We start from the raw sequence: 13,211 nt of genomic DNA, 5'->3' as shown, positions 1-13,211 counted from the left end.
ATAGAACATGGACCTCGAACAATTTGCCACCAACGTCTATTACGATAGAACGTTCGACTGTGACGCCGCCAAGATCCTGCCGGGCGAGTACTACTACACTAACAAGGACATGCTGATCGTCACCGTGCTCGGTTCGTGCGTATCGGCCTGCATCCGTGACCGTACCACGGGTCTGGGCGGCATGAACCACTTCATGCTGCCCGACGGCGGCGGCGACGGCAGCCCCGTGTCGGCCTCGGCCCGCTACGGCACCTACGCCATGGAAGTGCTGATCAACGACCTGCTCAAGGCCGGCGCCCGGCGCGAGAACCTGGAGGCCAAGGTGTTCGGCGGCGGCGCCGTGCTCAAGGGCTTCACCGCCATCAACGTGGGCGAGCGTAACGCCGCCTTCGTGCTCAACTTCCTCAAGGTCGAGCGCATCCGCGTGGTGGCCGAGGACTTGAACGACATCCACCCGCGCAAGGTGTATTTCTTCCCCCGCACCGGCAAGGTGCTGGTCAAGAAGCTGATGCAGACCCATAACGATACGCTGGCGCGGCGCGAGATCGAGTACGCCAGCCGCCTCAAGGTGGCGCCGGTGGCCGGTGCGATCGATCTGTTCTGATAAAAGAAAAGGGCAACAGGCCCGGAAAGACCGTGTATGAAGATCAAAGTCCTGATCGTCGATGACTCCGCGCTGATCCGCAGCGTCATGACGGAAATTATCAACAGCCAGCCCGACATGGAAGTGGTAGGCGTGGCCCCCGACCCCCTGGTGGCGCGCGAGTTGATCAAGCAGACCAATCCCGACGTCCTCACCCTGGACGTGGAAATGCCGAAGATGGACGGCCTCGATTTCCTGGAAAAGCTGATGCGCCTGCGCCCCATGCCGGTGGTGATGGTGTCGTCGCTGACCGAGCGCGGCTCCGAGATCACCATGCGCGCGCTGGAACTGGGCGCGGTGGACTTCGTCACCAAGCCCAAGATCTCGATCCAGGCCGGCATGCGTGAATACACGGAGCTGATCACGGACAAGATCCGGGCCGCCTCCAAGGCCAGGGTGCGGGCCCGCACGCTGCCCCAGCCCGGCGCGGACGGCCACGCGCCGCTGCCCCAGCTGCGCAATCCGCTCACCTCGTCGGAAAAGCTGATCATCATCGGCGCCTCCACCGGCGGCACGGAGGCGATCCGCGAATTTTTGATGCAGATGCCGTCCGACTGCCCCGGCATCCTGATCACCCAGCACATGCCCGAAGGCTTCACCCGCTCGTTCGCCAAGCGGCTCGACTCGCTGTGCAAGATCTCGGTGCAGGAAGCGGCCGGCAACGAGCGCGTGCTGCCCGGCCACGCCTACATTGCCCCCGGCCACTCGCACCTGCTGCTGACCCGCAGCGGCGCCAACTACATGACCAAGATCGAGCAGAGCGAACCGGTGAACCGGCACCGGCCTTCCGTGGACGTGCTGTTCCGCTCGGCCGCCCAGTGCGCCGGCAAGAACGCGGTGGGCGTGATCCTGACGGGCATGGGCAAGGACGGGGCGGCCGGCATGCTGGAGATGAAGACGGCCGGCGCGTATAATTTTGCGCAGGACGAAGCCAGTTGCGTCGTGTTCGGCATGCCGCGCGAAGCGATCGCCGTCGGCGCCACGCACGAGGTGGGGGCGCTGCAGGCGTTGCCGGGCATGGTGCTCGGTTACCTGGCCGCCCACGGCATGCGCGCTTTACGCGTGTAAACAGGACAAGGATGACGTTTTACTGCGACTTTGTTCGCCTTGCAGCAACGAAAATGCTATCCTACAACTTGCTGACAATTGTAGTCACTATTAACAACCGCGTAAGAGAATCAACGGAGTAATTCATGGCTGATCCAAAGATGAAATTTTTAGTAGTAGACGATTTTTCGACGATGCGCCGCATTGTCCGGAATCTGTTGAAAGAACTGGGTTATGCCAACGTCGACGAGGCTGAGGACGGCGTGATGGCGCTGGCCAAGCTGCGCGCTGAATCGTTCGACTTCGTGGTGTCGGACTGGAACATGCCCAACATGGACGGCCTGACCATGCTGCAAAACATCCGTGCCGATCCCGCGCTGGCCAAGCTGCCGGTGCTGATGGTGACTGCCGAAGCGAAGAAGGAAAACATCATCGCGGCGGCCCAGGCCGGCGCCAACGGCTACGTGGTCAAGCCCTTCACGGCCGCCACGCTGGACGAAAAGCTCAACAAGATCTTCGAGAAACTCGGGGCCTGACACCATGGGTGAGCATCACAGCGGCGCCGTCCTGCAGCAGATGGCGGAGCCGAGCGAGGAGTTCCTGTCGCGCATCGGTCACATGACCCGTGCGCTGCACGAAAGCCTGCGCGGCCTGGGACTGGACAAATTGATCGAAAAGGCGGCCTCGGACATCCCCGATGCCCGCGACCGCCTCGACTACGTGGCGCGCCTGAGCGAAGACGCGGCGCAAAAGGTATTGAACGCCACGGACGCGGCCAGCCCCCTGCAAGATGAGATCGCGGTGCAAGCCCGTCAGCTGGGCGCTGCCTGGCAAGGCTTGCTCGACGGCGGTGCCAGCGAAGCGCAGTGGCGCGCGCTGGCCCTGCAGACGGTAGCCGCGCTGGGCGCGACGGGCGTCGCCACCAGCGCCACCAAGGCCCATCTGATGGACATCATGATGGCCCAGGACTTCCAGGATTTGACGGGTCAGGTGATCAAGAAAGTCACCTCGATCGCGCAGAACCTGGAGCAGCAGCTGGTGCAGATGCTGATCGATTTCGCGCCCGAGCAGATGCGCAAGGAGCATGAAAACGGCTTGCTGAACGGCCCGCAGATCGATCCGACCGGCGAGGGCGTGGTGGCCGACCAGAGCCAGGTCGACGACCTGCTCGACAGTCTCGGCTTTTAAGGCAGGCTGCCGGCTGTGGCCGGCAGTTTTCGTTGGGCCCCCTGGACAGATCACCATGCATCAAACCAATTTCCTTGTCCGTGAACCGCTGCTCGATCCCAAGCAGCGCGTGGTCGGGTATGAACTGACGTGGCAGCAATCGTCGGCGGCGCCGATCACGGCGGACGACCTGGAGCAGCTGGTCGGCTTCGTGGCCGGCCAGGTCAACGACGACGACGGCGGCTGGCTGCTGCGCGACAAGACCCTGTTCCTGCAGGCCGTGCCGGCCATGCTGTCGACGGACGCGCTGCACAGCATGCCGCCCGAACACACCGTGCTGTCCATCAAGACCAGCGAGCTGGCCAATCCCACCACGCTGCAGGCCGTGCAGGCATTGCGCGCGGGCGGCGTGGGCATCTTGCTGCGCGACGCAGACCTGGCCCGCATCGGCAACCGCCTGCCCACCATTGCCTCCTACGTGGAAGTGCGCTTTTCCGGCGCCGACGTGGCCTCCCAGGCGCGCAGTTACGCGCTGCTCAAGCAATCGACGGTGCGCATGGTGGGGCGGCCCGTGACCACCTGGGCCGACTTCGACGCCTGCGCTTCGCTGGGGCTGGACGCCTTCGTCGGCAAGCTGCACCTGACGCCGCGGCCCGGCACGGACGCCAAGGGCATGAACCCGGCCCAGACCATCATCATGCAGCTGATGCAGATGGTGAAGCAGAACGCCGACATCCAGCAGATCGAAGCGGTACTCAAGCGCGACGCTACGCTGTCGTACAAGCTGCTGCGCTTCATCAACTCGGCCGGTTTTGGCGCCGGGCGTGAAGTGCAGTCGCTGCGCCAGGCCTTGACCCTGCTTGGCTACACGCCGCTGTACCGTTGGCTCACGTTGCTGCTGGCCACGGCCAGCACCAGCGGCTACTCGCCCGTGCTGCTGGAGACGGCCGTGGTGCGGGGGCGGCTGGCCGAACTGCTGGGGCAGGGCGCGCTGGGCAAGAGCGAAGCGGAAAACATCTTCGTGGCCGGCATGTTCTCGCTGCTGGACCGGCTGCTGGGCATACCGATGAAGGAAGTGCTGGAAGCGATCCAGCTGTCGGACGACGTGGTCGCGGCGCTGCTCACGCGCGGCGGCAAGTACGGCCCCTACCTGGCGCTGGCCGAAGCGTGCGAACTCAATTCCGCGCTGGTGGCCTCGCTGGCCGCATCGCTGAACCTGACGCCGCTGGACGTGAACAAAGCCCACCTGTCGGCCCTGGCCTGGGCGCAGAACGTGGCCAGCTGACAACTCGCCGTCGAACAAGACGAGACCAGCTGCGGCTGGTTTTCTTGTTTCTGGCTCCCGCATGCCAAGAAGGCGGACAAATGGGGATGTAACATCGAAAATGGGGACGTACCCCATTTACGAAGGCGGGCAGAATGCGAATGCGTTGTGCTGGTATTTCGCTCAGTTTATCGGCTCAATCAGGTAGCGCTGAAATGGGGACGTACCCCTTTTTCGGAAATGGGGACGTACCCCATTTACGAAGGCGGGGGCAGTACGCAGAATGCGAATGCATTGTGCTGGTTTTTCGCTCAGTCTGTCGGCTCAATAAGGTAGCTGCATCCTGATTCCGTCGTTTTACGCGGCCGGCCGACTTTTCTTGGTGTCATCGTACATTTCAGTGTTTTGTCGAGCTCCTCAGTGAACCGCGCATTGCCGAGCGCAAAATTGCCATTGGTGGCATGCCGGATCTGTTCGACGAGTTCGGGCCGGAGTGCGTGCCTGAACAAGTCCCGATAGGCCGCCTGGCGTTGTGTCTCATTGTCACCCAGGGCTAAATACAACGCATGTGGCCGCACTAGAAGATTCGATTCGCCCTCGGCGTTGGCCCGGTAGCTGGACCAGCGATAGTCGGCCGGATGGGTGACGATCCCGGCCCGTACCGGGTTCAGTTCGATATATCGCTGGCAGGTGAAAAAATAGCCGTCCTCCTGCGTCAGGCAGGAACGAAACCGTCCTTCCCACAGTGTGCCTGTCCGCCGATACGTCTTGTTCACGTGTTGGACGTAGCGTTGATTCTGTGCTTTCATCATGGCGGCCAGTGCGGTTGGCGTGGCCGCGGACAGGAGCAGATGCACATGGTTGTTCATCAATGCGTAGGCGTGGATGGTGCAGTCCGATTCCACCGCATGACGTCGCAGCCATTCCAGGTAGGTGTAGTAGTCCTGGTCGGCGAAGAAGCAGGCTTGCCGGTTATGGCCGCGCTGGATCAGGTGAATGGGCACATTGGCGAGGATGATGCGGGCATGGCGAGGCATGATTGGATCCGCTAGTCGTGTTGACCGAAGTTAGCACGATGTCGGCGGGTCGATGTTGATATGGCGCTGACTTGGCACAAGCGAATGATTGTCATGTGCGACCTGGTCAAGGGCGCGCCAGGGACAGCCGGGCCTAGCTATTTGCAGGCCGTCAAGCGCGCGCCCAAGGGCAGAAATGGGGGACGTCCCCATTTTTCGGAAAAGGGGTACGTCCCCATTTTTTTGCCCGTTTCCCCCGGGTGGCGGCCTGGCTTAGATTTCCAGGTTGTCGATCAGGCGGGTGCCGCCCAGCTTGGCCGCGGCCAGTACCACCAGCGGCGTGCCCTGGGCCAGGTCGCCGGCGCTCGGTGGCTGCAGGTCGATGCGCTTGCGGATCGAGATGTAGTCCGGCTTCCAACCCCGCTTGGCCAACTCTTCCATCGCCTTGTGCTCAAGCTGGAAGATGTCCAGGTGGCCGGCCCGCATTTCGTTGGCCACGAAGTTCAGGCTCTGGAACAGGGCCGGCGCTTCGGCCCGCTCCGCTTCCGACAGGTACATATTGCGCGAGGACAGGGCCAGGCCGTCGTCGGCACGGTAGGTCTCGGCGGCGATGATTTCCGTCGGCAGCGCGAACTGGCGCGCCATGTTGCGGATGATCATCAGCTGCTGGTAGTCCTTCTTGCCGAACACGGCCACGCGCGGCTGCACGCAGGCGAACAGCTTCATCACCACCGTCGTCACGCCGGTGAAGAAGCCGGGACGGAATTCGCCTTCCAGCGTGTTGCCCAGGTCGTCAGGCGGACGGACGCGGAACTCCTGCGGCTCGGGATACAGGTCCTTTTCCGTCGGCGCGAACAGCACGTAGACGCCTTCCTTTTCCAGCTTTTCCACGTCGGCCTGGAAGGTGCGCGGGTATTTCTCGAAGTCTTCGTTGGGGCCGAACTGCAGGCGGTTGACGAAGATGGACGCCACCACGGGGTCGCCGTGCTTGCGCGCCAGCCGCATCAGCGACAAGTGTCCCTCGTGCAGGTTGCCCATGGTGGGCACGAACGCGGTGCGCAGCTGGCCGCTCAGTTGGTCGCGCAATTCTTCGATGGAGGAGATGATTTTCATGGCTAGGGTGCGATGGGCATAAAGAGAATTCGATGGGCGGCCGTCAGGCGGGCGAGTAGGCCAGACGCACGTAGATAGGCGCGAACGGTTCGGCCTGGGTAATTTCGATCAGGGTTTCCTTGGCCAGCTCCAGCAGGGCGACGAAGTTGACCACCAGCACCGGCACGCCGCCGGCCAGGTCGAACAGGTCGGCGAACTCGACGAAACGGGCGTTTTGCAGCTTGCGCAGGATGCCCGTCATGTGTTCGCGCACCGACAGTTCCTCGCGGCTGATCTTGTGGTGCTGGGTCAGCTTGGCGCGCTTGAGCACGTCCAGCCAGGCTTGCTGCAAGTCGATGGCGGCCACGTCGGGCCAGTGGGGCACCAGGCTTTGTTCGATGAAGATCTGGGTCCGCACGAAATCGCGCCCCACCTGCGGTATCGTGTTCAGGTCGTAGGCGGCCAGCTTGATTTGCTCGTATTCGAGCAGGCGGCGCACCAGTTCGGCACGGGGATCGCCGGCCTCGTCCTCATGCTCGGCCTTCTTCTGCGGCAGCAGCATGCGTGACTTGATCTCGATCAGCATGGCCGCCATCAGCAGGTATTCGGCCGCCAGTTCCAGGTTGGACAGGCGGATCTGGTCGACATATTTCAGGTACTGCAGGGTGACCTGGGCCATCGGAATGTCGAGGATGTTGAAATTCTGCTTGCGGATCAGGTACAGCAGCAAATCCAGCGGACCTTCGAACGCTTCCAGGAAGATTTCCAGGGCGTCGGGCGGAATGTAGAGGTCGGTCGGCAGGCGCAGCAGCGGTTCGCCGTACAGGCGTGCCAAGGCGGCGCCACCGGCCTGGACCGGGACGCCGTCGGCGCCGGATGCGTCACCCGATGCGGCCGCTTGCGCAAGGGCAACGGCCGCCGTGGCGGCCAGCGCTGCGGCCAGCGGATCGGCCACGGCCAGCGCGGCTTCCCCGGCCGGCGTCAGCGCGTCGGCGCTCGCCGTTTCCTCTGGCAACATGGTGCCCGCCTGGGGTGCTTAGAGCTTGTTCTGGTAAACGTAGGCTTGTTGTTTGACCGCCGAGGCCAGCTGGCGTTCCTGCTCGGCCAGCGGCACGGGCGGACGGTCCCACAGCAGGGCGCGACCTTCTTGTTGCCCTTTTTCAATACCGGGGTTCTTGGCCTTCAGCGACTTGATGAACAAAGTGTGGTCGGATTCGTACAACTGGTGTTGTTTAGTGAGTTTCATATTGGCTAGGTGGGTGAGTCTGCAGCGCGTATTTTACCGCGCCCGGCGCGGCGGCGGTAATTCTATCGCTGCCGCCAGGAAAGTGCGCGCTGCCGGCCGCTAGAATTTGTGGCGTATGCCCAGCGCCGTCGTGTTGCCGTCGCTGGCCGTGCTCAGCTTGTCGTACACGAACACGGCATACACGTCGGTCCGCACCGACAGGCTGTAGTCGTAGCCAGCCGTGGCCGTGTCGCGGCGAAATTGCGGTTTGGCCAGGGTTTCCTCGTGCGAACGGGCCCAGGACAACAGGTAGCGTCCGGCGCCGGACGGTATTTGCAGGCCCAGCTGGGCGGTGCGGGTGCGGCGACCCGTGCCGTCGGTGCGGTTGCGGTCGTAGCTGGCGTACAGTTTGACGGCGTGCAGGTCGTATGCCACCCCGGTCAGCCATGTATCCTGGCGCGGCGCGGCGGCCGTGATACCCAGCCCGGCCTCGACCCGCTGGCCGCCGGCCAGCAGCAGCAGGGGCCCGGCCTCGTAGCGCAGCACGGCGGCCGCGTTATGACTGGGCGTGGCGGGATTTTCGCCCGGGGCGTATTGCCCCACGATGGTGACGCCGCCCAAGGTGGGCGAGGTGTAGTGCAGCGCGTTGCTCCAGCCCGTGTCGCCCGTGACGGCGCTGCCGTAGGGCGCGCTCCACAGCTGGGTCATCAATGGCGAAAAGCGGGTCGAGAAGGCATAGGGATTGACGGCGGCCGAGGCCTGGAACAGGGGATTGGGCACCCGCCCCAGCTTGAAGGTACCGCCGCTGCCGCTCAAGCCCACATAGGCCGCGCGGGAGAACATGGGGTCGTTGGGAAAGCGGCCCGATTCGCCCGTATCGAGCCGTACCACGCCTTCCAGCGCAAACACGGCCTTCAGCCCGCTGCCCAGCTCTTCATGGCCGCCGATGCCGTAATAGGATGTCGTCATGCCGCCGTTGTTGACGGCCCTGGTCGCCACGCCGCCGCTGTTGTTGGAATTGCCGGCAAATACGTCGAGGATGCCGTAGACCCGCAGCTCCGATTGTTGTGCCAGGCACAGTGCGGGCAGGCACAGCAACAACGCGGCCGGCAGGCCGGACAGGGTAGGGCGCATGGCAAATCCTTTCAGTCCGGCGGGCGAGGGGAGGAGGCGGTGCGTCCGGAAAACCGGTCACTACACGCATGCAACGTTATAAAAGGCGGAATCTTATTTTACCTTCAATTGACGTGAATTATGCCGATCGCGCCGGCACTGTGGCGGCGCCGGTACAGCCAGGCGGCCGCGCGCGGCCGGCAAGCCCGGGCGGGATCGGTTATGCTCAAGGGTTCAATCTTGCTCGATTCACCTTTCTGGACACGCCGCATGACCCACCGCCTCACGCCCCGGACCGCCCTGTTGCTGACCATCCCGCCCCTGTTATGGGCCGGTAACGCCATCGTCGGCCGCCTGGTGCACGAGATGGTGCCGCCCATCCTGCTCAATTTCCTGCGCTGGCTGATCGCCTGCGTGATCCTGCTGCCGCTGGCCGGCCCCATCTTCCGGCGCGGCAGCAGCCTGTGGCCGCACTGGCGCCGCTTCGCCGTGCTGGGACTGCTGGGCATCGGCATGTACAACGCGCTGCAATACATGGCGCTGCAAAGTTCGACGCCCATCAACGTCACGCTGGTGGCCTCGGGCATGCCGGTGTGGATGATGTTGACGGGCTGGCTGTTCTTCGGCGTGCGGGTCACGCGGCGCCAGGTGGCCGGCGCCGTGCTGTCGATCGCCGGCGTGCTGCTGGTGCTGGCGCGCGGTCAATGGCAGCATCTGCTGGCGCTGCGGCTGGTGGCGGGCGACATGTTCATGATACTGGCCACCATCGCCTGGTCGCTCTACAGCTGGCTGTTGACGCGAGCCCATGAACCAGCCGACCTTCGGGCCAACTGGGCCAGTTTCCTGCTGGCGCAGGTGGCGTTTGGCACGGTGTGGTCGGGCGCGTTCGCGGCCGGCGAGTGGGCCTTGGGCAGCGTGCCCGTGCAGTGGAGCTGGACGCTGGCGGCGGCCTTGCTGTATGTGGCCGTGTGCCCGGCCGTGATCGCGTTCCGCTGCTGGGGGGAGGGCGTGCGCGAGGCGGGGCCGGCCATCGGCGCCTTCTTCGTCAACCTCACGCCCCTGTTCGCGGCCGTGATGTCGTCGGCCTTTCTGGGCGAGGCGCCGCACGGCTACCACGTGGCCGCGTTCACGCTGATCGTGGGCGGCATCGTCGTGTCGTCGCGCGGCAAGCGTTAGTGTAGCTAGCGGAAGCGCTGCGGTATCGCTTCCTGGAACGGGTAGAACTGGAAATAGGGCCGCGCTTCCTCCAGCACCCGGCGCACGGAAGGGCGCTCCATCAGCCGCGTGAAATAGGCGTGCAGGTGGTGGTGGTCATCCGGCAAGGGGCGCAGCGTGCTGGCATAGAACAGGGCCGGCGCCGCCGCGCAATCGGCCATGCTGAACCCCGGTCCCGCCACCCAGGTGCGCGATGCCAGTTGCCGCTCCAGCATGCCGTAGGCCGTGGCCAGCATGGTGCGCTGGGGCGCCATGTCGGCCTGCGCATGGTGCAGGCGGTCGGCCACGATGCGCTGCATGGGGTCTTGCACATAGCCGTCGAAGAAGCGTTCCCACAGCCGTACCTCGAGCGCTTCGTCCCAGTCGGCGGGGATCAGCGGACGGTGGCCCGGGTAATGGTGGTCCAGATATTCGATGATGATGGTCGATTCCGGCACGTCGCGCGCGCGCCCATGGTCGCGCAGCACGGGAAAACGGGCCGGCGCCCACAGCGCTTGCAGTTCGGCCCGGTCCTCGGGCTTGCCCAGGTCGATCAGCCGCTTCTCGAATGGCGTGCCGTTTTCATATAGCGCAATCAACACTTTGTGGCAGTAGGATGCCAGCGGGTGATAGTACAACGTCAGCGACATCGTCTTCCTCCTCGAGCCAAGAATGCTTGCGTACTGGCCAATCTAACGCAATTTGGGCAGACGCGGCGCACGGCGCTGTCCCAATTGAAATTCGTGTTACCAGCTCATCCATTTGCAGTAACATAAGGTTGTTAATATGCCGCAAGTTTGACGGGGCGGCATATCGGCCACTTTCCGCGCAGCGCCAATTCAGGAGAACATGATGGGATTACTAGATCAGCTGGTGGGGCAGATCACGGCTGCGGCCGGAGCACAAGGCCAGGATGGCGCGCCGCAAGGCAGCCTGATGGCCGGCGTGATGACCATGATAGACAATGCGGGCGGCGTGCCGGCCCTGCTGGAACAGCTCAGGGCGAGCGGCCTGGGCGACCATGTGGCGTCGTGGATAGGCAGCGGGGCGAATCTGCCGGTGTCGGCCGGCCAGCTGGCTGAGGCGCTGGGCGCGGACCAGCTGGCGCAGGTGGCGCGGCAAGCCGGTGTGGCGCCGGAACATGCTGCCGGCGGCCTGGCGCAATTGCTGCCGCAACTCATCGACCAGCTGAGCCCGGGTGGCCAGATGCCGGAAGGCAGCATGCTGTCGCAAGGCTTGAGCATGCTGGCAGGACGATTGTTGGGATAACCGCGCGGCGCTCGGTGCGCTGCGTGGCGGGTGCAGTAATAACTTTAATTCAATTCAAAAAACGAGGATATTTCATGAAAAAGATGATCGCCGTATGTCTGGCCGCCCTGGTGTCGACCGCCGCATTGGCTGCCGCGCCTGAAGCGGCCTCCGCCTCCAAGACAGCCCAGCAGAGCAAGATGACCACCTGCAACGCGGACGCCGCAGGCAAAAAGGGCGATGAGCGCAAGGCCTTCATGAAAGAGTGCCTGAGCAACAAACCGGCCGCCGCCGCCGAGCCTGCCACCCAGCAGAGCAAGATGAAGACCTGCAATGCCGACGCCGGTCCGATGAAAGGCGACGAGCGCAAAGTCTTCATGAAGAAGTGCCTGAGCTCGGGCAAATAAGGGAACCAATAGACGGTACGCCTGACCCCGTCCCTAAAAAGGTTGGGGACATAACGCGGTGTTCAATAAGGGGGACGTAACACGGTTTTCAGGCAAGCTGAAAACCGTGTTACGTCCCCCTTTTTTAATCTGCTTGGGCTGGTCGCTGCGCACGGCCCGCCGCACTGCGAAAAGGGGAAAAATGGGGTACGTCCCCATTTTTCCGGTCAGCGCAGCGTTTCGGTCAGGACGCGGCCTTCGGCGGCGGCCGGCGGACGCACGTGCAGCAGGTTGGCCAAGGTGGGCGCCAGGTCGACCACTTCCGCATACTGGCCGTAGTAGCCGGGCTTGATCCAGCGTTTGCCCATGAGCATCAGCGGGACGTTGGTGTCATATGCGTACGGCGAGCCGTGCGAGGTGCCCGTGGTGCCCGTGCCGAAGTACCAGTAGGGCTTGGTGACCACCATCAGGTCGCCCGACGCTTCCCGGTTCCAGGCGCGCCGCATCAGGGTGGCGATGCGGGTGCCGTTCACGGCGCCGTTGTCGAACTGGGTGCGGGTGTAGACTTCGGCCACGCCGGCCTGGTCCCGCACGAAACGGGCGGCCGTGTTTTCCACTTCCTCGCGGCGCAGGCCGCTCTTGTCGATCAGGGCGTAGTCCAGGTGCACATTGGGCAGCGACCAGGCGTTCACCAGTTTGCCCACCTTGTATTGCGCTTCCAGGTGCTGGTTCAGCGCGGCGATCAGCTTGTCGCCGTCCAGGCGCTGTGCGTCCAGGTGCTGGGATTGGGCGAATTCGGGCACGTTGGGGAAGCCGTGGTCGGCCGTCAGCACCACCAGCATGTTGTCGAGGCCGACGCGCTGGTCGAGGTAGCCGAAGAAGCCGGCCAGCATGCGGTCCAGCCGCTGCAGGTGGTCGTGCGACATCTTGCTTTCCGGGCCGAAGGCGTGGTTCACGTAGTCGTGCGCCGACAGGCTCACGCCCAGCAGGTCCGGCACGCCGGCCGGATTGGCGCCCAGATGTTCGCCTTCGATGGCGGCGCGGGCGAAGTCCAGCGTCAGCTCGTCGAGGAAGGGGCCGCTCTTGAGGCGCTTGTAATAGCCGGCATCGAGTTCGCCGCTCTCGCTGTAGTAGGAGAACGGGAAGGTGTTGCGCACGCCGGGCTTGGAGGGCGTGAGGTTGTCGGCGGCGTCGCCCGCGTAGGCCGCATCGGCCAGCAGGGGCACCCAGGATTTGCCGTAGTAGCGATCCTGCGGCTTGCTCGCTTCGTAGTGCTGCACCCAGGCCGGGTGGCTTTGCATGTAGTAGGTGCTGCTGGCGAAGTTGCCCGTGCTTTCCATGTACATGTAGGCGGTGCCCGTTTTACCGGCCAGCAGGATGGCGCCCCGGTCCTTGCCGGACACGGTCACCACCTTGGCGCGGTTGCCGGTGGCGTAGCGCAGCTCGTCGCCCACCGTGCTCACGTGCAGGCGGGCGGGCGAGGTGCCGTCGTCGCTTTTGGTCGGCGCGCCGATGTAGTGGTAGTTGTGGTCTTCCGTGCAGTAGACCGATTGCTTGGTGACGGGGTTTATCCAGTTGTTGCCGATGATGCCGTGCTGGTACGGATAGGCGCCGGTCAGCACGGCGCTGTGGCCGACCGCCGTTACGGTGACGCCGTGCGCCTGGTGGGCGTTGCTGAACCACGCGCCCTGGTCCATCAGGCGCCGCAGGCCGCCCTGGCCGAACTGCTCGCGGTAGCGCAGCACCTGCTCGTTGGGCAGGCCATCCACCACCAGCACCACGACCAGCTTGGGCTGCGCGGCAGGGAGGGCGGGGG

Annotated in this window: 15 protein-coding genes; 8 read left to right on the top strand and 7 right to left on the bottom strand. The window is 64.1% G+C overall.

Annotated features, from left to right (window positions below; all coding sequences use genetic code 11):
• Positions 1–7 precede the first annotated feature (7 nt).
• The 5 genes from cheD to AC3WOS_RS06195 all read left to right on the top strand — a co-directional run bounded on the left by cheD (position 8) and on the right by AC3WOS_RS06195 (position 4,142).
• Positions 8–604, top strand: a complete 597-nt coding sequence (gene cheD, locus AC3WOS_RS06215; RefSeq protein ID WP_492715003.1) for a chemoreceptor glutamine deamidase CheD — start codon at positions 8–10, stop codon at positions 602–604.
• A gap of 36 nt (positions 605–640) precedes the next feature.
• Positions 641–1,711 (top strand): protein-glutamate methylesterase/protein-glutamine glutaminase, encoded by a 1,071-nt coding sequence (locus tag AC3WOS_RS06210; RefSeq protein WP_492715002.1) that lies wholly within the window; start codon positions 641–643, stop codon positions 1,709–1,711.
• 125 nt (positions 1,712–1,836) lie between these two features.
• Positions 1,837–2,226, top strand: coding sequence for a chemotaxis response regulator CheY (gene cheY, locus AC3WOS_RS06205; RefSeq protein WP_008450066.1), 390 nt, complete (start codon positions 1,837–1,839; stop codon positions 2,224–2,226).
• A 4-nt stretch (positions 2,227–2,230) separates the two neighbouring features.
• On the top strand, positions 2,231–2,878 hold the full coding sequence (cheZ, locus tag AC3WOS_RS06200; protein ID WP_492715001.1) for a protein phosphatase CheZ: 648 nt from the start codon (positions 2,231–2,233) through the stop codon (positions 2,876–2,878).
• 55 nt (positions 2,879–2,933) lie between these two features.
• Complete coding sequence (locus AC3WOS_RS06195) at positions 2,934–4,142, top strand: EAL and HDOD domain-containing protein (protein ID WP_492715000.1); 1,209 nt, start codon at positions 2,934–2,936, stop codon at positions 4,140–4,142.
• 290 nt (positions 4,143–4,432) lie between these two features.
• Here the strand turns inward: AC3WOS_RS06195 and AC3WOS_RS06190 are convergent, their stop codons facing one another.
• The 5 genes from AC3WOS_RS06190 to AC3WOS_RS06170 all read right to left on the bottom strand — a co-directional run bounded on the left by AC3WOS_RS06190 (position 4,433) and on the right by AC3WOS_RS06170 (position 8,588).
• Positions 4,433–5,158, bottom strand: coding sequence for a transposase (locus AC3WOS_RS06190; RefSeq protein ID WP_492714999.1), 726 nt, complete (start codon positions 5,156–5,158; stop codon positions 4,433–4,435).
• A 252-nt stretch (positions 5,159–5,410) separates the two neighbouring features.
• Positions 5,411–6,250 (bottom strand): pantoate--beta-alanine ligase, encoded by an 840-nt coding sequence (panC, locus tag AC3WOS_RS06185; protein WP_492714998.1) that lies wholly within the window; start codon positions 6,248–6,250, stop codon positions 5,411–5,413.
• Between the two features lie 43 nt (positions 6,251–6,293).
• On the bottom strand, positions 6,294–7,172 hold the full coding sequence (locus AC3WOS_RS06180; protein WP_492715183.1) for a segregation and condensation protein A: 879 nt from the start codon (positions 7,170–7,172) through the stop codon (positions 6,294–6,296).
• Positions 7,173–7,265: 93 nt separating this feature from the next.
• On the bottom strand, positions 7,266–7,475 hold the full coding sequence (locus AC3WOS_RS06175; RefSeq protein ID WP_492714997.1) for a DUF3460 family protein: 210 nt from the start codon (positions 7,473–7,475) through the stop codon (positions 7,266–7,268).
• 99 nt (positions 7,476–7,574) lie between these two features.
• Positions 7,575–8,588 (bottom strand): porin, encoded by a 1,014-nt coding sequence (locus AC3WOS_RS06170; protein ID WP_492714996.1) that lies wholly within the window; start codon positions 8,586–8,588, stop codon positions 7,575–7,577.
• A 249-nt stretch (positions 8,589–8,837) separates the two neighbouring features.
• On the opposite strand from AC3WOS_RS06170, the gene AC3WOS_RS06165 reads away from it, so the two are divergent.
• Positions 8,838–9,743 (top strand): DMT family transporter, encoded by a 906-nt coding sequence (locus AC3WOS_RS06165; protein WP_492714995.1) that lies wholly within the window; start codon positions 8,838–8,840, stop codon positions 9,741–9,743.
• 5 nt (positions 9,744–9,748) lie between these two features.
• Here the strand turns inward: AC3WOS_RS06165 and AC3WOS_RS06160 are convergent, their stop codons facing one another.
• Positions 9,749–10,411, bottom strand: a complete 663-nt coding sequence (locus AC3WOS_RS06160; protein ID WP_492714994.1) for a glutathione S-transferase family protein — start codon at positions 10,409–10,411, stop codon at positions 9,749–9,751.
• A 202-nt stretch (positions 10,412–10,613) separates the two neighbouring features.
• On the opposite strand from AC3WOS_RS06160, the gene AC3WOS_RS06155 reads away from it, so the two are divergent.
• Both AC3WOS_RS06155 and AC3WOS_RS06150 read left to right on the top strand, forming a co-directional pair.
• The gene (locus tag AC3WOS_RS06155; protein ID WP_492714993.1) at positions 10,614–11,030 is read left to right on the top strand and encodes a YidB family protein; all 417 of its coding nucleotides are present in this window, start codon (positions 10,614–10,616) and stop codon (positions 11,028–11,030) included.
• Between the two features lie 74 nt (positions 11,031–11,104).
• Complete coding sequence (locus AC3WOS_RS06150; RefSeq protein ID WP_492714992.1) at positions 11,105–11,416, top strand: PsiF family protein; 312 nt, start codon at positions 11,105–11,107, stop codon at positions 11,414–11,416.
• A gap of 206 nt (positions 11,417–11,622) precedes the next feature.
• On the opposite strand, the gene AC3WOS_RS06145 is transcribed toward AC3WOS_RS06150, so the two are convergent.
• Positions 11,623–13,211 (bottom strand): alkaline phosphatase family protein (locus tag AC3WOS_RS06145; RefSeq protein WP_492714991.1); only part of this gene is annotated, 1,589 nt, incomplete at its 5' end.

It is taken from the genome of Rugamonas sp. FW305-51, assembly GCF_058786935.1.
This window is presented reverse-complemented; position numbering and strand designations above follow the sequence as displayed.